Source organism: Clostridium sp., from assembly GCF_029267215.1.
Taxonomy (GTDB): Bacteria; Bacillota; Clostridia; order Clostridiales; family Clostridiaceae; genus Sarcina.
In genome coordinates this window covers 38,862-61,134 of sequence record NZ_JARIDH010000071.1, presented here as the reverse complement: position 1 = coordinate 61,134, position 22,273 = coordinate 38,862, and the positions used below count along the sequence as shown (strand labels likewise).

At 25.8% G+C, this 22,273-nt stretch carries 20 protein-coding genes and 1 tRNA gene; 6 read left to right on the top strand and 15 right to left on the bottom strand.

The annotated features are described in order from the left end of the window. Nucleotides 1-77: 77 nt before the first annotated feature. The 5 genes from Q1K13_RS11825 to Q1K13_RS11805 all read right to left on the bottom strand — a co-directional run bounded on the left by Q1K13_RS11825 (nt 78) and on the right by Q1K13_RS11805 (nt 5,475). Nucleotides 78-983, bottom strand: a complete 906-nt coding sequence (locus tag Q1K13_RS11825) for an LCP family protein (RefSeq protein ID WP_300351156.1) — start codon at nt 981-983, stop codon at nt 78-80. A gap of 109 nt (nt 984-1,092) precedes the next feature. After that, nucleotides 1,093-1,803 carry a hypothetical protein gene (locus Q1K13_RS11820; protein WP_300351153.1) on the bottom strand — a complete coding sequence of 237 codons (711 nt, stop codon included), beginning with the start codon at nt 1,801-1,803 and terminating at the stop codon, nt 1,093-1,095. A gap of 17 nt (nt 1,804-1,820) precedes the next feature. Then, nucleotides 1,821-3,548 (bottom strand): Hsp70 family protein, encoded by a 1,728-nt coding sequence (locus Q1K13_RS11815; RefSeq protein ID WP_300351149.1) that lies wholly within the window; start codon nt 3,546-3,548, stop codon nt 1,821-1,823. Continuing rightward, nucleotides 3,526-4,140, bottom strand: coding sequence for a nucleotide exchange factor GrpE (gene grpE / locus Q1K13_RS11810; RefSeq protein WP_300351146.1), 615 nt, complete (start codon nt 4,138-4,140; stop codon nt 3,526-3,528). Before grpE ends, Q1K13_RS11815 begins: the two co-directional genes overlap by 23 nt. A gap of 15 nt (nt 4,141-4,155) precedes the next feature. Then, nucleotides 4,156-5,475: a J domain-containing protein gene (locus tag Q1K13_RS11805; RefSeq protein WP_300351143.1), complete on the bottom strand. Its 1,320-nt coding sequence runs from the start codon at nt 5,473-5,475 to the stop codon at nt 4,156-4,158. 1,150 nt (nt 5,476-6,625) lie between these two features. Here Q1K13_RS11805 and Q1K13_RS11800 point away from each other — a divergent pair. Further along, nucleotides 6,626-8,146: a putative bifunctional diguanylate cyclase/phosphodiesterase gene (locus Q1K13_RS11800; RefSeq protein ID WP_300351140.1), complete on the top strand. Its 1,521-nt coding sequence runs from the start codon at nt 6,626-6,628 to the stop codon at nt 8,144-8,146. A 288-nt stretch (nt 8,147-8,434) separates the two neighbouring features. Here the strand turns inward: Q1K13_RS11800 and Q1K13_RS11795 are convergent, their stop codons facing one another. The 4 genes from Q1K13_RS11795 to Q1K13_RS11780 form a co-directional block, all read right to left on the bottom strand. Then, entirely contained in the window at nt 8,435-9,130 is a 696-nt protein-coding gene (locus tag Q1K13_RS11795) for an OmpA/MotB family protein (RefSeq protein WP_300351137.1), read from the bottom strand. Nucleotides 9,131-9,133: 3 nt separating this feature from the next. Then, a complete protein-coding gene (locus Q1K13_RS11790; RefSeq protein WP_300351134.1) occupies nt 9,134-10,582 on the bottom strand; it encodes a hypothetical protein in 1,449 nt (482 codons plus the stop codon). Nucleotides 10,583-10,931: 349 nt separating this feature from the next. Next, a complete protein-coding gene (galE, locus tag Q1K13_RS11785; RefSeq protein ID WP_300351132.1) occupies nt 10,932-11,945 on the bottom strand; it encodes a UDP-glucose 4-epimerase GalE in 1,014 nt (337 codons plus the stop codon). Between the two features lie 139 nt (nt 11,946-12,084). Then, nucleotides 12,085-12,861, bottom strand: coding sequence for a hypothetical protein (locus Q1K13_RS11780; RefSeq protein ID WP_300351130.1), 777 nt, complete (start codon nt 12,859-12,861; stop codon nt 12,085-12,087). Nucleotides 12,862-13,028: 167 nt separating this feature from the next. Between Q1K13_RS11780 and Q1K13_RS11775 the strand changes: the two genes are divergently transcribed. Beyond that, a tRNA-Met gene (locus Q1K13_RS11775) sits at nt 13,029-13,104 on the top strand. Nucleotides 13,105-13,232: 128 nt separating this feature from the next. Here the strand turns inward: Q1K13_RS11775 and Q1K13_RS11770 are convergent. Both Q1K13_RS11770 and Q1K13_RS11765 read right to left on the bottom strand, forming a co-directional pair. Then, a complete protein-coding gene (locus Q1K13_RS11770; RefSeq protein ID WP_300351127.1) occupies nt 13,233-13,733 on the bottom strand; it encodes a hypothetical protein in 501 nt (166 codons plus the stop codon). Between the two features lie 333 nt (nt 13,734-14,066). Then, entirely contained in the window at nt 14,067-15,248 is a 1,182-nt protein-coding gene (locus Q1K13_RS11765) for a cation:proton antiporter (RefSeq protein WP_300351124.1), read from the bottom strand. A 271-nt stretch (nt 15,249-15,519) separates the two neighbouring features. Between Q1K13_RS11765 and Q1K13_RS11760 the strand changes: the two genes are divergently transcribed. The 4 genes from Q1K13_RS11760 to Q1K13_RS11745 are packed head-to-tail and all read left to right on the top strand — an operon-like array spanning nt 15,520 to nt 19,392. Further along, nucleotides 15,520-16,194, top strand: a complete 675-nt coding sequence (locus tag Q1K13_RS11760; protein WP_300351122.1) for a response regulator transcription factor — start codon at nt 15,520-15,522, stop codon at nt 16,192-16,194. Further along, nucleotides 16,187-17,599, top strand: coding sequence for a sensor histidine kinase (locus Q1K13_RS11755; protein WP_498038048.1), 1,413 nt, complete (start codon nt 16,187-16,189; stop codon nt 17,597-17,599). The genes Q1K13_RS11760 and Q1K13_RS11755 overlap by 8 nt, the downstream gene beginning before the upstream one ends. Beyond that, a complete protein-coding gene (locus Q1K13_RS11750) occupies nt 17,592-18,380 on the top strand; it encodes a DUF3919 family protein (protein WP_300351116.1) in 789 nt (262 codons plus the stop codon). Before Q1K13_RS11755 ends, Q1K13_RS11750 begins: the two co-directional genes overlap by 8 nt. Further along, the gene (locus Q1K13_RS11745; protein ID WP_300351114.1) at nt 18,361-19,392 is read left to right on the top strand and encodes an ABC transporter substrate-binding protein; all 1,032 of its coding nucleotides are present in this window, start codon (nt 18,361-18,363) and stop codon (nt 19,390-19,392) included. Before Q1K13_RS11750 ends, Q1K13_RS11745 begins: the two co-directional genes overlap by 20 nt. Before the next feature lie 269 nt (nt 19,393-19,661). Here Q1K13_RS11745 and Q1K13_RS11740 read toward each other — a convergent pair whose 3' ends face one another. The 4 genes from Q1K13_RS11740 to Q1K13_RS11725 form a co-directional block, all read right to left on the bottom strand. Beyond that, nucleotides 19,662-21,107 carry an arylsulfatase gene (locus Q1K13_RS11740; protein ID WP_300351110.1) on the bottom strand — a complete coding sequence of 482 codons (1,446 nt, stop codon included), beginning with the start codon at nt 21,105-21,107 and terminating at the stop codon, nt 19,662-19,664. A 171-nt stretch (nt 21,108-21,278) separates the two neighbouring features. After that, nucleotides 21,279-21,464 (bottom strand): (2Fe-2S)-binding protein, encoded by a 186-nt coding sequence (locus tag Q1K13_RS11735; protein ID WP_366522631.1) that lies wholly within the window; start codon nt 21,462-21,464, stop codon nt 21,279-21,281. A gap of 132 nt (nt 21,465-21,596) precedes the next feature. Next, a complete protein-coding gene (locus Q1K13_RS11730) occupies nt 21,597-21,893 on the bottom strand; it encodes a nitrous oxide-stimulated promoter family protein (RefSeq protein WP_300351107.1) in 297 nt (98 codons plus the stop codon). Further along, nucleotides 21,877-22,272 (bottom strand): YbaN family protein, encoded by a 396-nt coding sequence (locus tag Q1K13_RS11725; RefSeq protein WP_300351105.1) that lies wholly within the window; start codon nt 22,270-22,272, stop codon nt 21,877-21,879. Before Q1K13_RS11725 ends, Q1K13_RS11730 begins: the two co-directional genes overlap by 17 nt. Nucleotide 22,273: the final 1 nt, after the last annotated feature.

Here is a 22,273-nt window from a genome sequence, read left to right as displayed (position 1 = left end):
ATTAATATATCATTCTCAAATATTTAATATTTTTAAATATTAATTGTCAAAAAATAAGGATTTCTTTTAAGAAATCCTCATTTTTCTAATTTATCTTCAAATATATAACTTTCAATCTCACTTCTTACAGTTGAATTATCAAAATCCAAGTAATATATTCCATTAATAGTTATATTTTTCATATCCTTATCTCTAGGGAATCTTTGCTGTTCTAATCCACTAGGAATTAATTCTGCAAACTTAGTTACTAAGGATAACATATCTTTATTATTTAAACTTGTTTGAATATAGGGTAAAATTTCACTTATTAATCCTGGGTATTCATCAATTGATGTAAATTTAAGTTTCTCAAAAATAGAATTTAATATATTCCTTTGCCTAAAGGTTCTTCTACTATCTCCACCATCAGTATATCTAATTCTTGCATAATCTAAAGCTTGTTTACCAGTTAAATTATGAACTCCATTAGAATCAATCCCCTCTATTAAGCCTAACTCATCATCCTCAACTTTAATATCAACCCCACCTAATTTATCTATAATAACAGGAAGTGAATCCATATTTACAGCAATGAAATCTTTTATATTAAGTCCAAAATTATTATTTAATGTTTTTATTGCAAGTTCTGGGCCACCAAATGCATAAGCATGATTTATTTTATCCTTTCCATTTCTACCAGATATCTCAACATATGAATCTCTCATTATGGATGTTAATTTAAGCTTATTATGAATTTCATCTATGGTTAAAATCATTATTGAATCTGATCTACCTTGTCCCCCTTCTTTATCTATTCCAAATAAAGCTAAGTTTATAATATCTTTGCTTACTTCTTTATTAGCATCTAGGTTATCTTTATTTATTTCTACTTTTTCAACTTTATCTAAAAAAGCTACTGCTCCCCACATTCCAAGAGCTATTGATCCTATTAAAAGAAAAAATAATACCAAAAATATTGTCTTTATAGTCTTTTTTTTATTCATATGCCACCATCCTTTCCCCCTATAATTTTTTCAAAAAAATTCCTATTACTTAATTACATATTATAACTAAATAATAGGAGTTAATCTTATAGTATTTAAAAACATATTATTAAATTTCTTTTAATTCTAACCTTTTTTCTAATTCATATATTTTTTCATTTTGAAGCTTAATTTCTTCCTCATACACCTCATTAATTTTATAGTTTAAAATCATTATTAAGTTTAAAATAACCTCAGAAAAAGTAAAGTTTAAAGCTAAGTCATAATCTAAACTTCCATTTTTCTCCTCTTTAGAAATAATGTTATTTTTAATATTCTCATATATGCTTTTAAACTTTATATTGCTAACATCCTTATCTAAGGCTAGTTTAATCTTACTTAAAGCTAATGCTTGTTTATTCTTTAGCATATATAATAAACTTAATATCTCTTTAGTTTCTAAAAACTCCTTTCTTTCCTCTTCTATATTCTCAATTATTTTTATTGCCTCTTCATAATTTTCATTTTCTATAAGTTCTATGGACTTTTTATATTTATCTTTTAAACTTTCAAAATCAGAACTATTTATGTCATCTAAAAATAAATAAGCCTCATTATACTCATCACCAAGTTCTATACTTTCCTTCCAATATTTTTTAGCCTCTTCAAATTCGCAGTATAAACAGCTTATTACTCCTAAAATATTTAACCCATCTACATTTCTATTACCTGATATATATATTTTTTCTAATAACTCTCTTCCTTCGCTTAATCTTTTATTTTCAATTAATTCTAAAGCCTTTTCATATATCAGATTTAAATTTTCTTCTCTAATATCCATATAAAACTTCACCAAACTTAGTTAACAAAATCAAATAAGAAATCTGTTAATTCCTCATCTAATTTCATTAAAGCCATCTTATCATTATCTATAATAGCCTCCTTCATGTCTGTCATTATTTCTTGAAGCTTTTCTCTATCTGAACTTGGAAGCATTGGTATCTTTCTTTCTGCAAGTCTGAAATTTGGTTCAACTAATCTAAAAAGATTTGCTGACTTCCAAGGAACTAAATCATTTTTATTTTCATTCTTTGTAACAACTTCTTTAAGGTCTTGAACCTCTTCCTTAGAAAGACCTTTTGTAGACATAATTTTAGAAATTTCTTCCCCTGTTGATAGTATCTCTGCTGAAACATTTAAAATTCCATTTAAATCATAAGTAAAAGTTATATCAATCTTCTCTTTTGCAGTTTCTGCCTTTGGTATTCCTGATAAAATAAATTCATCAATTAAAGTATTATCATTTATATATCTGCTTTCTCCCTCATATACACTAACTAAAACTTCAGTTTGATTATCTACCACAGTACAATATCTTTTAGTTGTATTGGCAGGGAGTTTTGAATCTCTCTCTATAATTGGATCAAATATACCACCTTTTAATGCCACCCCTAATGTGTAATTACAAGTATCAGTGACAATTATTGACCCTTTTTTTCCAACTGGAATATCATTTTTTATAGCAGCCTGTACAGAAGCCCCTAATGCAACAGCCTCGTCAGGGTTAACCCCCCTTGCTATTTTTCCTTTAAATCTTTTCTCAAGCATATTTCTTACATAAGGAATTCTACTTGATCCTCCAACTAATAAAACAATATCTATTTCATCATCAATAAGCTTAGCATCCTCTAAAGCTTCATTTACTATTAGTTCAGTAGACTCTATAATATCTTTTACATTCTCTTCAAACTCATCTCTAGTTAAAACCATTTCTAAATTTATAGGATTTCCATCTCTATCTATCCCTATATAAGGAAGAACAATTTCAGCCATCTTTGAACTTGATAAAGATTTTTTAGCCTCTTCTACCCCCTCCTTAAGTCTTGCCAAAGTTCTACTATCTGAAGAATCTAACTTTATTCCAGAGGATTTTTCAAACTCTGAAACAACATAATCTATGATTTTATTATCTATATCTTTTCCACCTAAATAATTATTTCCTCTACTAACCTTAACATCTAAAACGCCATTAAACATTTCTAAAATTGTTACGTCAAATGTTCCTCCACCAAAATCATAAACAAGAATATTTCCATTCTTATCTATGTTATCGACTCCATAAGCCATGGCAGCTGCTGTAGGCTCATTTATAATTCTTTCAACCTTAAATCCAGCAATTTCACCTGCATTTTTAGTGGCTTTTCTCTGAATATCATTAAAATTTGCTGGCACTGTGATTACAGCCTCTAAAACCTCTTCTCCTAAAAAATACTCTGCAACTTCCTTTAATTTTTTGAGAATAAATGCTGATATTTCTTCAGGCTTATATTCCTTTCCTTGAATATTTATAATTTCATCAGTTCCCATAATCCTTTTAACTTCTGAAACAGTAAATTCAGGCTTTAAAAGCAATTGATTCTTTGCTTTTTTTCCAACCTTAATCTCCTCTCCATCAATAGAAACAACAGAAGGAATTACATGCTCATCCCCTTCTTCTATATTCCTTATAATACAAGGCTTACCATCTTTAACATAAGCAATTTCTGAAGTAGTTGTTCCTAAATCAATACCTATTATTTTTCCCATCTACTATATCCTCCTTATTTTTAACTACTACTACTTGAGCACTCCTCTCAATCTTTCCTTTATATATGTATCCCACCTTTAAAACTTCTGCTATTTCATAATCTTTTCTTTCGTTGTCCCAAATAGTACCTACACATTCATGTAAGCTTTCATCAAAAAAGTTTTCCATTCCATCAATAAGGAGTATATCTACATTTACCATTGATTTTTTTACTATGTTAAACAAACTACCCATGTCTTCACTTAGAATTTCATTATTAGTTTTTAAACTAAAGTCATAAATATATTTAATATTATCTAAAATACTAACTAAGCTTTTTACAAATCTTTTTTCCCTAACCTCAAGATCCTTAATTATTCTTCTCTCTCTTATTTCTTCATCCTCGATTTTACTTTGCATATACAAACTTATTTTTTCTATCTTGTTTGATATTTTATAAATCTCTTCCATGTAATCTTGAGTTAAATTTTCATTTTGGATAGCAATTCTTTTTATATAATTTTTAAGGTCCTTAACTCCTTTTTCCTCAAAAAAAATTTCAGTATTCTTTTTTCTTTTGCAAATATTCAATAATTCTTCTTCATAGTTCAAACCAGTCCCCCCTCACTATTTATCCATTATTCCTCTTAATACCTTTTTAAAGATACTTCTAACTACTCCATCTTCCTTCTGCCTAAGATAAAAGTTCTTTGAAGTTTCTGATTTCTTTCCTTTATCCTTATTAGTTAAATTTATATTAAAAGTCTTATTATTTTTTATACTAGACTTTTGAGGTTTACTACATATGTTCACAACATCATTACAAAATCCCTTAGTAACCCTATATATATCCTTGTGATTAGTTTTAATATTTGCTACAGAACCAAGTAAATCTAAATTCTCACAATTATTTTTATTAAAAAAACTGCTGTAAGCTTTCTTAAATCCATCCTCAATCTCATTATCCTTAGGTAAGAATTTATTTATAACCATATAATAAATTGGTGTTTTTAAAGCTCTATCTATGGATTCATCATTCTTAAGTTCATATAATTCTATAAAAAGTTTTTTAAGACTTATTATTTCATTTAAATACTCCTCATCTTTTGTTTCATCAATTAAGGTTAATAAAGTTGAAGTAAGTTTTATTCCATTCTTAAAATGAAACTCTTTTAATACTCTGTAAGCCAGATTAAATATATATTCTCTAACCTCTTCATAATTATCCTTTAGCTTAAATTTCCCTAGATAGGAACAGCTCTCATTAAAGTCATTCTTGCAATCTAACTTATCTAAAATATCTATTAATCTTAAATAAAGCTTATAATTTTGAGAGTCTATATTTTTATTTTCTATACCTTCCTTTAAAATGTTAATCGCTTTTTCATAATCTCTAAGCTCACTTTCACTATATATCTCATAAAGTTTTATATAAAACTCTACTTCTGTATTCTTTAAGTTTATGCCTTTTTTTAAAACTCCCTCTAAACTTTTAATATCATTGTTTTCAACATAAGAATTAATTAAAAGCTTATAATTTTCAATATTATTAGGTTCTCTTATGATTAGTTCCTTTAATATCTTTGCACCTTTATTATGATTGTTCTCTTTTATTAAACATACTGCTAAATCTTTTTTAACCTTTATATTATCTGGATATTTTTCTAATACCTTCTCAAAATTTTCTATTGCTAAGTCATATCTTTCATTCTTAGCTAGACTTATTCCTTTTTCTAAAATCATCTTAGAATTTATATCAAAAACTTCCAAAATGTATTCTTCTCTTTTTGATTTATCTTTCAATGTTTCATATGCATCTCTGATAATCCTATACTCCTTTGGATATTTCTCTGGTGGATATTTCTTAGTCATATTAAAATATGCATTTTTTAATTCATATTGAGATGCTTCTCTACTAACCCCTAACTCTTTAAAATAATCTAACATCCTATCCTCTCCATTTTATGTTTAACTAACAAAATATATCTAAAATTTTTAAAAAGGTGTTCTTATTTTTCATGTTCATAACATTTAAATAACATAATTTATCTCTATATCTTAACTTTATTTCATAAATATCCATAATATTCATTTGTATACATAATTTATTTTAAAACTTAGTATACTCTTTATAAAATCGGTATTTCAGCTTTATTTATCTTTTATCTATTTGACACAAACTTCCTAAATTTAATAAACTATTAATGAATTGTTAACTTTTATTGCGAAAAATATGAAATAGATCTTGGAGGTTTCTATGAATGAATGCCACTATTATAGAGTAAGACGATTTTTTACTCTTCAATTTATATTAAGCTTATTGGTACTAGGAATTACTCTAATATCTATATTTACTAAGCAGATTTTACTGCCAGACTACCTTTGTTGGTCCTTTGCTTTCACATTTTGGGTATCTCAGAGTATTGTCTGCATTATATATTCATTTAGACATAGAGTTTCTAAAAGTTTGTTAAATACAGTTAGACTAACCTTTGTATTGCTTCAAGCTTCTCAACTATTACTGATATTAATAGTAAAATTAACAGGTATATTAAAAATTCCTGTATATCAAACAATAACTTTAGAAATTATTAAGCTAATTGTCTTATCATTAGCTATATGTGTAATGATTTACCTATTAATAAAAGATATGTTTAAATATAAGCTATTACGTGACTATATACTTAAAGATTCCTTTTTTATATTTATACCATTTGCATTTATTATCTATGAAAATTCAAAGTATTTTGCTGCATCATATTATTTTTTAGGTAATTCAATTTGCGGTTTATTTTTATTAAAGATGAATAGTATTTTCATATTTTTAAAAGGGTTTCTTATAATCCTTTTATTTGTTAAGACTATTTACCTAAGAAACGATAAAAAAAGTAGTTTATTGCTTTTAATATATTTTTATTTTTCTAATTTAAATTACTATATTATTTCTTATTTTAATAACAATATTTTCTACAATCACTATTTATATCAAGGAATAAATCTAGACTTTATATGCTCACTTTTAATACTCTTTAGCATATATTACTCTACTTTAGAAAAAGAAAATAAAATAAATGATAATCTAATTGATGATTCTTATATGAATATAAATAATTCTTGGATAAGCTTAACTATATGTATATTCCCAGTAACATTTGCTACCATATACATAGTTTTATCTTCAATAATAAATAATGATTTAAATGGACTTGAAAGTTTAATTATAATATTAATTATTATGTTACTTTTAGTGTCTAGAGATATTATTTTAAGAAAAGATAACTTAAAACTTATAAGAAGTGTAAAAAAAGCAAATGAAATTGACCATTTAACAAATATCTATAGTAGAAATTATTTTATGAAAAAACTTGAAGTTAGAAAAGATAACTACGCATTATTCTTTATAGATATACGAAACTTTAAGGATATAAATAATATTTTTGGTCATATTGCAGGAGATAAGGTTCTTATTGAAGTATCTGATAAATTTAAAGAACTTAAATCTTTCTTAGATTCAGATATTCTTTATTGTAGATATAGCGGTAATAGATTCGCCTTAGTATCAAAACTTAATCAAATTGATATTATACTTAAGTTCTTTGATAATTTCGAAAATATTAATATAAAATATAATTCAGATGTTATACATGTTAATTTTAATATAGGGTATTCATTAAATAAATCAAATACTGCTCTTGATTTAATTATTCAAGAAGCTGATTATGCTTTAATGAGAGCTAAAACAATAAATATTAATGATAACTCAATTATTATGTATGATGATAATTTAAAAACTGATTTGGAACACATAAATATATTGAAAAAAGATTTTAAATCTGACCTTGAAAATAATAGATTTTCTTTGGTATTCCAACCCAAAATTTCTGTTAAAGAATTAAAACTTGTAGGATTTGAAACTCTTTTACGTTGGAAGCATAATACCTTGGGAACAATATCACCTTCAAAATTTGTTCCTATAATTGAAAACTTAGGAGAAATATCTTCTCTTGATTTGTATGTATTTGAAAAAGCCTGTAAATTCCAAAGTGATTTGTTAGATAAAGGTTTGAAGTTTAAATGTAGTATAAACCTTTCTCTAAACACTTTAAAATCCTATGATGCTATTTGTAAAATAATTGAGATTTATAAATCTTACAAAATTCCAAAGCATTTAATAACTGGTGAAATATTAGAAAATGTTTCTTTAGAAAGTAATAAGAAAACTATTTCTAATATAGAACTTCTTAGAGAAAATGGTATTTCAATATCAATAGATGATTTTGGTACTGGCTATTCTTCATTAAGCCAAATATCAAATATTTATTTTGATGAATTAAAAATACCTAGAGAATTTGTTATAGATGCTAGAACACCTAATAAAATTGCAGTTATTGAAACAATATCTATACTAGCAAAAAAACTTAATGTAACTTCTGTTGTTGAAGGTGTTGAAACATATGCTGACCTTCAGTTGTTTACTAACTTAGGATTTGATATTGTTCAAGGTTACTACTTCTCTAAACCACTTAATAAAAAAGACTTTTTAAAATATATAGCTTCATCAACTTTAGAAATTAAACATAAGTTAGAAAAAGATAGTAAATTAATAGACTCAAAATAAAAATCTTCAAATAAATATTTACTTAATAATATAAAAAGGGCGTGTATCAAAATAACTTTTTATAAAACTTACAAATAATATGAAAAAAATATCTAGATGATTTTTAGAATTTAAATTATTACGTAGAAAATATCACTTCAAAAAGCTTAGATTGCTTAAAGCGTAGCAAGTTTCTAAGCTTTAGTGATATTTTCGAAGTAATGATTATAAATTCTTAGCAAAATATGGTAAATTTAGAAATATATTTGTAAGTTTTATTATTATATTTTAATACATACTCTTTTATTTTTAATTAGAATTTCTTTCTTTTATTGCTTCTTCTAAATCTTTATTGCTAAATACCATTCTAACTTCTATTCTTCTATCTTCTTTAGTTTCCTCAAGATCATATTCATCATATCCTCTATCTCTCTCTTCTTTAGTTTCATAATTTTCAAATTCAGACATACCAGAGGCTTTAAATTTTTCTCCATGAAGATTTTCAAGCTCACTATTTTCAGGCATCATTGTGTTTAAAAAACTTATAGCTCTCTCTGTAGAAAGCTTTCTTCCATGAATAGTTCCTCCTGCAAAATCTGTATGACCAACAATTTCTATATATTCAATTTCATTTTTTATCTCTTTATTATTTAATAATTTAAAAAATATTCCCCCTAATTCAGAGGCTAATTCTACCCCATCTCCCTTTAAAACTGAACTGTCACTATCAAAAAAAGTTTCAGTTTTTATATCTATCTTTCCTTCTTTCCTATCAAATTTCATAACATTCTCATCAACAGCATATTCATTAAGTTCACTTTGAATCCTATCATAAATAGTTTCTCTCTCAGATGCAATATTATCAACAAAAATACTAGAAACTCCTATAGAAGTTAACATAATAAAGAAAAATACTAAGGTAACTGTAGTCATAACATCAACAAAGGAAGGCCAATATGATGGAACTTCTTGTTCCATTTTATATTTTCTTCTCCTTACTTTCATCTATTAACACCTTCCTATCTCTTTCCCATTATTTCTTTCCTCTTCACTTACCTTTCCCATTCTTCTTATTCTGTTTGTACTCTTATTTAATTCCTCTGTAGCAATATTTATATCTCTTAATGGTACATTTAATCTATCTACTATACTATTAGAAAGGGTTTGAGTTTCTCGTTGAAGTGCATAGTAAATTCCATCAGAAACTTCATTTTTCATATTAGAAACATTAGCTGAGAATTTATTTACACCCTTTTCAAATTCTCTATATCCCTCATTAAGCTTATCAATTTGTCTTGAAACAATCTCTGTATTTTTATCTCTATCCTCTTTTATTATTTTAAATACATCATTAAATGCATTATATCCTCTCTTAACATCATTACTTTGAGCCTCTAACCTCATACAAAGTTTATTAATCTCCCGTCTATTATCCATCATAGACTTAGATAATTCATTTAAACTCTTTTCTAGATTATTAGACGTAACATTAAACTTATTATTGCTTACCCCTATAGACCTACAAAACTCCGTACTTATCTTACTAAAGTTATTTAAATCTTCCCCAAAATTCTTTATTGGATTTCTTATGGCAGCAACTGAAACCCTAAAGTCAGATACTAAATTTTCTAAATCTTTCATATGTTTATTCATCTTATCAATATTAGTTTCTATTCCTTTTACTGTGGCTGTCATATCTAAGGTATTTCTATTAATTCCATGAACTAAATTGTTTATTCCTTGAATAAATATTCCTTCTAACCTACTTGTCATTTCATTCATTGATTTTTTCATAAAATCATTAAATAAATCCCTATCTGATTTCATGTAATTAGCAAATAATACGTTATCTAAATAATCTTCAAAGACATCATAAAAATCTTCTTTAGCCCTCTTCATATTAATATTAAAACTATTTAATATTACAGAGCCTATAACCCCCACAATACTTGTCCAAAAAGCACTAGACATACTAGCTAAAGGTGCATTCATTCCTCTTGAAAAATCAGCCATACTTTGAGTTCCTTGTGATAGAATACCTGTGGTTGTCATAATAGCTATGGTTAAACCTAAAAATGTTCCTATAAGTCCAAGTGCTATGGATATTGAAGGAAGTATATTAGCAATGCTTTCTTCTCTTAAAACCTTATTATCTATGTTCTTTTGAATTATTACCTCAGTATTTATATTTTCAGTTCCTTTGTTAGCACTTAATTTAAATTCATCAGCTATAGCTTTAAGCTCGCTATTTAAAAATTTTAATTCTTTATTACCTTTAATTCCATTATCAATCCAATTGCTATCTTTAAAATCCTTTATAAATATTTCATATTTACTTTTAACTCTTATGTTATAGATGATTCCTAATACTATAACACTTATTATTAATAAAATCCCTATATACCCCAAAATATTTTGAGTAAAAAAGGATTGTATAATGTTTTTTATAGTCTCCATATTAAAAATCTTCCTCCTAAAAATTATTAATCTTCTTATGAAAATATATGATTAGAAGTATTTTTTTATAATGGGTTTTCATAATAAAATAAGACTTTATTTTAAATTAAAATCATATGTAAAAAAACTCTGTATAAAAAAAAGGCTGAAGAAAAATTTCTCCAACCAAATCCAAAATAAATACTAACACGCTAAAGTATTCACTATATGTAGACAGTATCATATTTTGGTTAAAAATTCAATAAAATATGCATAATTTCTTTATTATTCAAAAAATTTTTCAATGTATTGATAGTATAATTTTACTTTAATGTAACTTTAATCATAAATTTGTCTAAATTTTAAAAATTTATATATTATATCCCTTAGGATTTTTGCTTTGCCATCTCCATGAATCTTCACACATTTCATTTATATCATGCTGAGCTTTCCATCCTAACTCTTTATTAGCTTTTGATGGATCTGCATAACACTCTGCAACATCCCCTGGTCTTCTTGAAGTAATTTTATAAGGGATTTCTCTTCCACTAGCTTTTGAAAAAGCTTTAACCAAGTCTAAAACGCTATATCCATTTCCAGTACCTAAATTATATGTTACAAGCCCTGGATTTTCTTCTAATTTATCTATAGCCTTTGTATGACCTTTAGCTAAATCAACAACATGTATATAATCTCTAACTCCACTTCCATCATGAGTATTATAGTCATCTCCAAATACGCTTAATTCCTTTAACTCACCAACAGCAACTTTAGTTATGTATGGCATTAAGTTATTTGGTATTCCACTTGGATCTTCTCCAATTAATCCACTCTTATGAGCTCCTACTGGGTTAAAATATCTTAAAATACATATATCCCATGAATTATCTGATTTATATAAGTCTCTTAATATATCTTCTATCATAAGTTTAGTTCTTCCATATGGATTTGTTACTGATAATGGACATTCCTCATGACAAGGTACTATCTCACAATCTCCATAAACAGTTGCTGATGAACTAAATACAAATTTCTTAACATTGTACTTCTTCATAGTTTCTAATAAGACTAAAGTACTAACTAAATTATTGTTATAATATTCTAAAGGAATTATAGTTGATTCTCCTACAGCTTTTAATGCAGCAAAATGAATAACGGCATCAATTTTATTTTCTGAGAATACTTTATCCACCCCCTCTTTATCTAATAAATCCATTTTATAAAACTTAACTTCTTTTCCTGAAATCTCTTTTATTCTATCTTTAACTAATTCTTTACTATTAACCAAATTATCAATAACTATTACATTATGTCCTTCTTCTAATAACTCAACACAAGTATGACTCCCTATGTAACCAAGTCCTCCAGTTACTAATACATTCATATTTTACACATCCTCTTTTTTAAATTCTATGTAATAATAAATTTTAATTACACTTTGAAACTTATTTTACACTTTATTACATTTTATTGCAAATTAAATCCTAATTTACTATACTACTTACCATTAGAATATTTAAATTTTATATATCCATGAAATCTTCTTTCAAAGAATATAATTCATTAAACTGTTCTTCTATTAAGGAATCACTAACATAATTTATTCTCTCTCCAGAATTTATTCTATATCTAGTTTCACAGACCTTAACTAAAAATAAGGTTACTCCTTCATAACACTTTAAAAGTTTATCTATTCTATAGCTACGTTTTTCTATATTACAATCACCATATATAAGTTTACTACTCTCTATCATAGGAATAAAATCTCTAAATCGTTGTTCTATTGCCTCACCTAAGTTTGTTGCAGAACATAAAAGTTTGTATATACTTATTAGTTTATATTTATCTGTCTTAGCTAATTCTGATATTTTTTTCATCTCATCCTTAGCTACCTGTATTTCCATCATTTCTTCATCTAAATTTTTATTTATCCTATTTATCTTAAAAACCTTAATAAATGGTTTCTTTATATTCTCTAAAATTGATTTTTCATTATAATCAATTAATAAAAGTTCCTTTATAGATCTCATTTCATAATCCTTAATTATATACTCTGTACTTGCATCCTCTCCTAAGGTGGCTTTTATGGCTTTTCTTTTTAGAATGCTCATATTTTTTGCATACTTTGGAACTAGAGTTTCTAAGATATATATTTTTTCTTCATTTATTTTGTTTACTAAATGCTTTATCTCTCTATTTTCATGTTTTATTTCTTCACAATATTTTTCTCTCTCCGAAAAAAACATATCTTTAAGTTCTAAAGCTCTTTCATACGCTTCATTGAAACCTCTGCCAAACATTTTTCCTCCTGAACTACAACTACTAATATATTCCCTAAACATTATTATATATCACAATATTAAAACTTCTAGTTATTTAAAGCTAAAATAAAAAATATTTTTTTATTTTAGTTGACTTTATATATTAATAAGCGTATAGTTAAGAGTATAAAAAAACAATTAAATGACGCGGGATGGAGCAGTTGGTAGCTCGTCGGGCTCATAACCCGAAGGTCGTAGGTTCAAGTCCTGCTCCCGCAACCATATAAAGATTCTATTTATCAGAATCTTTTTTTTATTCCCAATTTTCTTAGTGCATAATAATTTGAAATAAACAACTTAAAAGGCATATGGAGAATATTCTTCATATGCCTTTATTTTAATATATAAAATTATTTCTTTTTACACTCTTTTTTTAAAGCTTTCTTAGCTTCCCTAGCTTCTTTATCAATTTCTCTAATCCATTTTTGAGCTATTTGCTCTTCGTGTGCTTTAAAATGTTCATATTTTTTATACTCTTTTAAAGCTTCTTTTATCTTCATATCTAATTCTTTAGTATTAATAAGATCTCCGCAATCTTCAGCTAAAGTTTCTTCATACTCTTTGAAAACTTCTTTTAAAGCTTTCATTGCTTCTCTTTCTTCTTTTCTTTCTTTTAAATTATCTAGAATTCTTTTTAATATATTTTTGTTCTTAGCTAATTTAGGATTTTCTCCATCTTCTGCTAATGCTAATAACATTTCTAATTTTTTCTTAGTATAATCTAGTGTAGTATCTTCTAATGCATTTTCTATTCCATATTGTCTAAGGAATTTTTTAAATTCTTCCATGTCTGCTGCATCATTAAATGGAATTATTTCTTCTACTTCAATATCAATAATTTCTTTACTCATTTGTATTACCTCCTAGTAAGACAAATACTATTGTTTCAATGTAGAGAATAAATCTGCACTCAAGCATTAGTATTTAAAAATTTCTTATATATTTATATTAATATTTTTATAGATTAAACAAAATGATAATAATCACATCTTAATAATTTTTTCCAATTTGTTTTAAAAAAATAAATTACCATATAAAAAGCACCTATTTTTAAAGCAATTTATCAATAAAATAGGTGCTTTTTATAAATAATATTAATTTCTTCTTTTTAATACTATTTATATTTATCATATAAAAATATAAATTTAAAATTATACTTTAAATTTCTCTATAAAATATGCTCTCTATACACTTACTAGCTTTCTCTTTTCTTTAAATGCTATTTTTAATAATATTGGAGTAATTATAGTTGTAATTACTACAACTATTACAATAGGTCCTAAAAATTCTGGCACCATAAGCCCCATTGCTATTCCCTTATTTGCAACAATTAAGGCAACTTCACCTCTAGATACCATGCCAACACCTATTTGATATGCTTCTGCATTACTATATTTACATAACTTTGCACCTAGTCCACAGCCTAAAATCTTACTTAAAATAGCTATTACTAATAATAAAACTGTAAAAATTAAAATTTCACTTGTCATAGCTGTTAATTTTACTCTTATCCCTATACTAGCAAAAAATATAGGAGATAAAAGAATATAAGAAAGTGTTTCAAATCTAGATTTTAAATATTTCACTCTATTTGAGTCAGAAATTACAAGACCTGAAATAAATGCCCCTGTTATATCTGCAACTCCAAAAAATTCTTCTGCTATAAATGATAATAATAAACAAAATACAAAAGCTACAATAACAAATCTTCTTAGATTTCTCTTATATCTTTCATCCATCTTAACAAAAGTCCATTTAAATAAATATCCACATATAGCTGAAAAAATAAAAAATATTATAATTTTAGTTAAAACAAGTAAAACATTTATTGATGGATCTGCCAAGCTAGTTGTAATTGTTAAAGCAATTATGCCTAAAATATCATCTATTATGGCTGCACCTAATATTGCATTTCCTGCTTTTGTGCTTAATTTACCCATTTCTTTTAAAGTCTCAACAGTAATACTTACAGATGTTGCCGTCAATATTATTCCTAAAAATACATTTTGTAAAATGGCATTTATATCATTCCCCTTATTAAAAATATTTGCAATTAAAAATCCTCCTATTAAAGGAATCAAAACACCAAACATAGCAATAATAAAAGATGATTTTCCTGTTTTCTTTAATTGATTAACATCAGTTTCTAATCCTGCTGTAAACATTAAAACTATAACACCTAATTCTGCAAGCTGTTTTATAAATTCAGTTTCTGATAAAACATTAAGTACAGCAGGTCCTAATATAATTCCTGCAAGTAATGCTCCAACAACCTGTGGCATTTGAATCTTCTTCGTTATAAGTCCAAATAACTTAGTACTCATCAAAATAACTGCAAGATCAAATAAAAATTTATAAGATAACATTCCCCCAGCCCCCTTATTTTTATATCAATTCCAATTATATTCTTTTTTTCATTTTTTTTCAAATTTTATAATCTTAATAAAAAATTTTTATATTTTTAATCAATAAAACATTTTTATTTTCTAAAAATATTTATTAATATTTTTTTATTTCAGATTATTCTAATAAAGTAATTAAGATCTTAGGTTTTATGTTAAAATTAAAATTATGTGATTAATTAAATTCTCACTAAAAAACTCTCTTTAAAAAACAATTAAAAAAGGAGGATTACAAATGAAAATTCTAGTTGTAGATGATGAAGTAAGTATATTGCAACTTATAAAGATGAATTTAGAAATAGAAGGGCACACTCCTATTACTGCTGAAAACGCACTAGATGCTTTAGAATTAGTTATTAAAGAAAAACCAGATATAATAATTCTTGATGCAATGCTTCCTGATATAAGTGGCTTTAATTTAATACCTAAAATTAAAAATATAGATGATATACCAATAATAATGTTAACTGCTAAAAGTGATATTAATGATAAACTTTTAGGACTTCAACTAGGTGCTGAAGATTATATAACTAAACCTTTTAATAGCACAGAATTACTTTTAAGAATAAATATTGTTAGTAAACATATTTCATCTTCTTCAAAGAAAAAAGTAAAGGATTTAATAGTTGGAGATTTAACACTTTTACTAGATGAAAGAAAGGCAATGGTTAATTCTGAGTATGTAAACTTAACATTTAAAGAATTTGAGGTTTTAAAATGTCTTTGCCAAAATAAAAATAAAGTTTTTTCTAGGGAAGAGCTTTTAAATAAAGTTTGGGGGTATGATTTTGAAGGTACAACAAGGGCTGTTGATATACTAATTCAAAGACTTAGAAAAAAATTAGGACCTTGTCAAAATTACATAAAAACATTGTATAGGGCTGGTTATAAATTAGATGACAATGAATAAAAATCTTAATTTAAAGCAAAAAATTATTTTAACCAACTTAGCTATTATAATGCCAATAATATTTTTTATTTTTATTATTACATATAATGCCTTAAGTAAGAACTTATTAAATAATTCTATTGAATATTTACTTGATAAAAGCAAGACAACAGAATCATATATTTTAAATTTACTTTCTTCAAATAATAATCCTAATAAAGAGGATATTATTAAAGATAACGCACCCTTTATAGCTTCAGGTCTTAGTGAAAAATTCAATGTTAGAATACAAATCATAAGTAATTCTTCTCAAATTATTTATGACTCTTCTTCTAATGAAATTTCTCTCTTTGAATCAGATATAAATGAAGCTTTAAGTGGGAAAACAGCTTACATAGTTGAAAAAATTGATGGAATTCCAACAGTATTTTTATCTACTCCAATATTCTATGAAGGAAAACAATATGGTGCTATAAGGCTTATACTTACAAATACTGAAGCTTATAAAATATTAAAAAATACTATTACAATCTTTGTAATAAGTGGAGTTTTAGCTTTATTAATAGCAATATTATTAATTAATACTTTTGCTAAAGAATTAGTTAGCCCTCTAATTATCCTTAAACAAAAATCAAAAAATATTTCTGAAGGGAATTTTAAAGAAGAATTACACATAAAAAGTGGTGATGAAGTTGAGGACCTTGCAAATACATTTAACCTAATGAGTACTAACTTAGATAAATATATAAATGAAATAAAATCAGCAAAAATTCGTCAGAAAAACTTTTTTGATAATGTATCTCATGAGTTTAAAACTCCTTTAACTGCAATAATAGGCTTTTCTGAAATAATACCAAAACTTAAAGATAAGGAACGTATTGATAAAAGCTCTAAACTAATAGAAAAAGAGGGACGAAGACTTCTTACTTTAGTTGAAGAAATTCTTCTTCTTGCAAAAAATAATAAGGATAATTTTGAAATTGAGCATACTTATATAGATATAAAAGTTTTAATAGATGAATGTTTAACCATATTAAAAATAAAACTTGATAATTATGATATTAAAGTTATTAGAAAGTATGAATCCTTCTTTATTTACGGTGATTACAATAAAACCAAACAAGTATTTATAAACATAATAGATAATGCCATAAAATACAGTGGCTGTGAAACCTTAATTATTTATTCTGAAAAACATAATAATAGTATTGATGTTATTATAAAAGATGATGGGACAGGCTTTCTTATTCAAAAAGAATATAAAAGTAAAAAAGGAAATGGTCTTGGGCTTAAAATTTGTAAAGATATAATGGAAAGTCAAAATTATAAATTTAATATAGAAAGTACTTTAGATATTGGGACTAAAGCCACACTCTCCTTTTTAATTCAAAAAGATTCAAAAAAGGAGGACAAAATCTATGAGTAAGGACTTTAAAAAGACTATAATAATTTATTTGTTTTTTGTAATAATCATAGGAATAGCTTACACACACTATTCTAAGAATATTTACAATACACTTACAATAGTTAAAACTTATAAGGAAAACAAAGGTTATTTAAACATAAAAATCCCTGATAAAATAATTATTAAAAATAAGTATTTAGGAATAGCTACAATTTCAAATAAATCTGAGTTAAATAAACTTCTTAAATATTTCAACAAAATAGAATCAGCTAAAATAATAGAGGAAAAAACCTTATCACTAGATAATACATTCTCAATCTCTGGTGAAATATATTATCTAAATAGTGATAAAAATTCATTTGAAATTTCAAATGAACTAAAAATAGATAATAAAATATTTTCTAATGATTCTTATCTTATAAATATTTTAAGAAATAATTTAAAAGATGCTTTTTATACAGTAAATAACATTGAATCACTATTATCAAAATCAGATAACTTGATTATTAATAATAATTCTGGAGTACAAACTCCTCTCTCAAAAGAATCAAAAGAACTTCTTCTTAAGAGTTTTAAAACCTTAAGAATTATGACTGATAATAAGGATTTTCTTAAAACAGATTTAGGAGAGCTTCCAAAGCATCATTTAACAGTTTATAGATTTAAAAATCAAAAGGCTATTGCAAATAACACATTCTATATAGATGTTTATAAAGACTATGTTGTAATACAATATCTTGGTGATGAAAACGGAAAAAATATTTATTTAAAGGGGAATTTAGATGAGAAAATTTTTAAGTAACAAAATAATTATTACCTTAATAATTCTAATTAGTTTTTCTCTTCTTTATTTTTCATCATTAAAAAAAGAAAAATCCATAAATAGCACTGCAAATATGAAACATATTGTTGTTTATGGCTCTTTAAGGGAAGAAGAAGGAAAATATCTTCTTGAAAACTTTAAAAATAAATATGGATGCACTTATGAATATATAAAACTTCCCACAGAAGAAGCAGTAAAAAAAATTTTAGCCTCAAAAAACAATCCTCAAGGTGATGTTTTTATAGGTGGAACATGCGATGGATATGAAATTTTAAAGAAGAATGGTGCATTAGAAGAATATGTTTCTCCTGCATCTAATAATATACCAAACGAATATAAAGATTTAAAAGGATACTGGACTGGTTTTCAAATTACTCCACTTTCCATAGGAATAAACAAAACTTTGTGGAATAAAGAATTTGGTAAATCAAATTCCTATCCTACCTCCTTAGAAGAGTTATTAAATCCTAAATTTAAAGGCAAAATAATAATTCCAAACCCTCAAACCTCAGGTACCGGTTACACCTTAATGGCTTCTCTTTATCAAGAGCTTGGAGAAGAAAAGTTTATAAAATTTATGAAAGCATTAAATAATAACGTAGCTTCTACTACTGTAAGCGGATTTAACTCTATTCAAAGAGTTTCTTCTGGTGAATATTTACTTACAGTAAACTTTTTAAGTGACCAATATATTGAAGATAAATCTTTATCAAATATAGTTAGTATAGTTCCTGAAAATGCAGGTTGGAATGTTGATTCCATAGCTTTAATAAAAGGTTCAAAGCATGAAAAAGCTGCTAAAAAATTTATAGATTTTGTATTATCAGACTATGTTGCAGATAATATTTCAAAGTTTTCAAAGGCAATTTCAACAAAAAATTTTAATAATAACCAATTTAAAATTTATAAAAAATATAATTTCTTTTTAGCTGCTAAAGACAGAAAAAACATAATGAAAATACTATCTGATATAAAAAATTCAAAGTTATAATATAAATCTCCTAAATGTTACATTTACGAAACACTTAGGAGATTTTATTGTTTAATTAGTACTTTATCATAAATTTATATAATGTTTCTTTGAAAACATTAATAAATATATAGTGAATTGTATTTAGTTTTTAAATAAAAAAACTAAATAAATTTGCTTAATAATGATTAATATAAATTTAATACACTCCAATGTCTTTCTTGAGAAGACATAAAAAAAGGGGAAAAATAACTGCTCCCCCAGTTATTTTCCTCCTTTTTTATTAAGCTTTATTTTATATGGCTTAAGGAAGCAACAGGATTTCCCTTTAAAAGCCTTTCCCAATCAGAGTATCCCTCTTCTCTTCCATCTAATTCTTTAATTAAAATATTTCTTAAATAATCTATTCTTTCTTTATGTTTTTCATCATTTATAAGATTTACTAATTCATTTGGATCCTCTTCCAAATCAAAATATTGTTCTTCCCCTCTTTGAGAAAACCATAAAAACTTATCTTTTTCTGTTACTATATAATGATTTGAATCTAATCCAAAGGAATGTTCTCCATGAATATATTCTCTCCATTCATCCTTATCACCATTAATTAACTCTCTAAGATTTAATCCTTCAACAGTATTTGGAATATCAATATTAGCTATATCTAAAAGAGTTGGCATAATATCTCTTAATTCTACTATTTCTTTAAAAGTTTGCCCTCTTTTCCCTTCTAAAATATTCTCTGGATCATATATAAAAAATGGTACTCTTGTGCTACCCTCATAAGGAAGAGATTTTCTAAACCAATTATGATCTCCCAACATATCTCCATGATCTGATACAAATAAAAATATTGTATTATTTCTCTCTTCATATTCGTCTAAAGCTATTAAAAATCTACCTATTTGATGATCTATATGAGTAATTGATCCATAATATGCTGCCTTAGCTCGCTTTAATTCCTTGTGTCCTATTATTCCTTTAAAACAATTTACATCCTTACCACTTTTATATTCATCTGTTTTAATAGCCCACCCTCCCATTAAAGGTTCCGGTAATTTTTCATCTTTATACATATCAAAATAATACTTAGGTGGATCTAATGGTGAATGTGGTCTAACAAAGGACATTTTTAAGAAAAATGGTTTTGTTGGATCCTTTCTTCTTAAAAAATCTATGGATTCATTAACAACCCAGTTTGTTGGATGAAACTCTTCCTCATAGCCCCAAGGTCTAGAAAGCCAAGAATTACAATCTAATCCAATATCAATTAAATCAACACTATGCCCCTTTTTATCTCTAAACCATTTTATATAATCATCACACTGTTCTAATTGAGTTCTTGAATTATACTTTCTTTGTCTATGATAATGCAAATAACCATCATGTAATAAAATATTATTAAATCCACATAAATTTCTAGCTGGATGAACATGCATTTTACCTACACATTGAGTATGATACCCTGCCTTTGAAAATTCACTAGCAATAGTATGTTCATAGTTCCAAGTGACTCCATCTTCATATCCAACTCTTCCATGGCTTCTAGGCTTCATTCCTGTTAATACAGAGGCCCTAGCTGCGATACAACTTGGAACAGCACTATATGCATTTTCAAAATTATATCCACAAGTAGCCATCATATCAAGATTAGGAGTTTCTATAAATTCATTACCATTAACCCCTAAACAATCCCCTCTCATTTGATCAACCATAATTAAAACAACATTTGGTTTCATCTCTAATTCCCCCATTCTTCAAATCATAATTTTAATATACAAACTACAACTTCATTACAACCTTTACATAATCTAATATAGGTTGTCTATTTAAAGGTTTATTTATTATTTTAACTATTCATTTAATAAACACTAAAATAAATAATAAGATAAATTAGGGGATTTATCTTATTATTTATTTTCTTCTATTAGCTTCTTAATCTCTAGTCTACAAGCAAGACACCCATAAGAATTAGCACCTGTTTCTTTTTTTACTTTATCATATGTATCTGCGCCATTTTTTATAGCCTCTATTATTGTTTTTTCTGTTACCTTTTTACATCTGCATATAATTCTATCTTCATTCACGTTACTCAAAACTTTTATCTCCTTATTTAATTACTCTAATAATATATTTTGATAAAATATGTTATTATTAAACTTATTTACTAATACCTTAACATATTTAAAAAGCTATGCAAATAAATTTATTTGCATAGCTTTTATAACTTATTTAAATATATGTCTTATATATTCTTTTGGATTATATATAAGTATTCTAGGTCCTGAAAATTTCATTACCTCTTTTACCTTTTCTCTCATATCCTTCTTATAACAATGTATAGGACACTTTTGACAAGATGATTTCTCGTTTCCAAACTTACAGTAACTTAATCTTTTATGAGCATATTCTTCAAGCTCTTTACATTCATCACACACTTCATTTGATGAATTATTATGTTTTTTCTTGCAATAAAGCTTTATCATTAATGTTATTATTTCTTTTTCTTTATCTATTCGCTTCAAAACTATCACCTACTTTTACTGTCTTTATTCTAAAAATAAAGTAATAAAACTTAAATATCATAAGTACCACTATAACTATCTTTAAATGTAAACTATCTGATAAAATAAGTGGAAATAATAACATTAAATCAGCAGTAGCTAATATGCTTATTTTTGTTTTTAATGTCATAGATCTATTCTTTTCAAAGCTTTCTAAATGATTTTTATAAATCTTTGTACCCTTGAACCACTTATCAAACCTATCAGACCCCTTTACGAAACAAAATCCTGTTAAAAGTAAAAATGGTGTTGTAGGAAGTATTGGTAGTACTATACCTATTATTCCTAACCCTAAGGAAAGAAATCCTAAGACTACATAAATACCTTTTACTAAATTCATA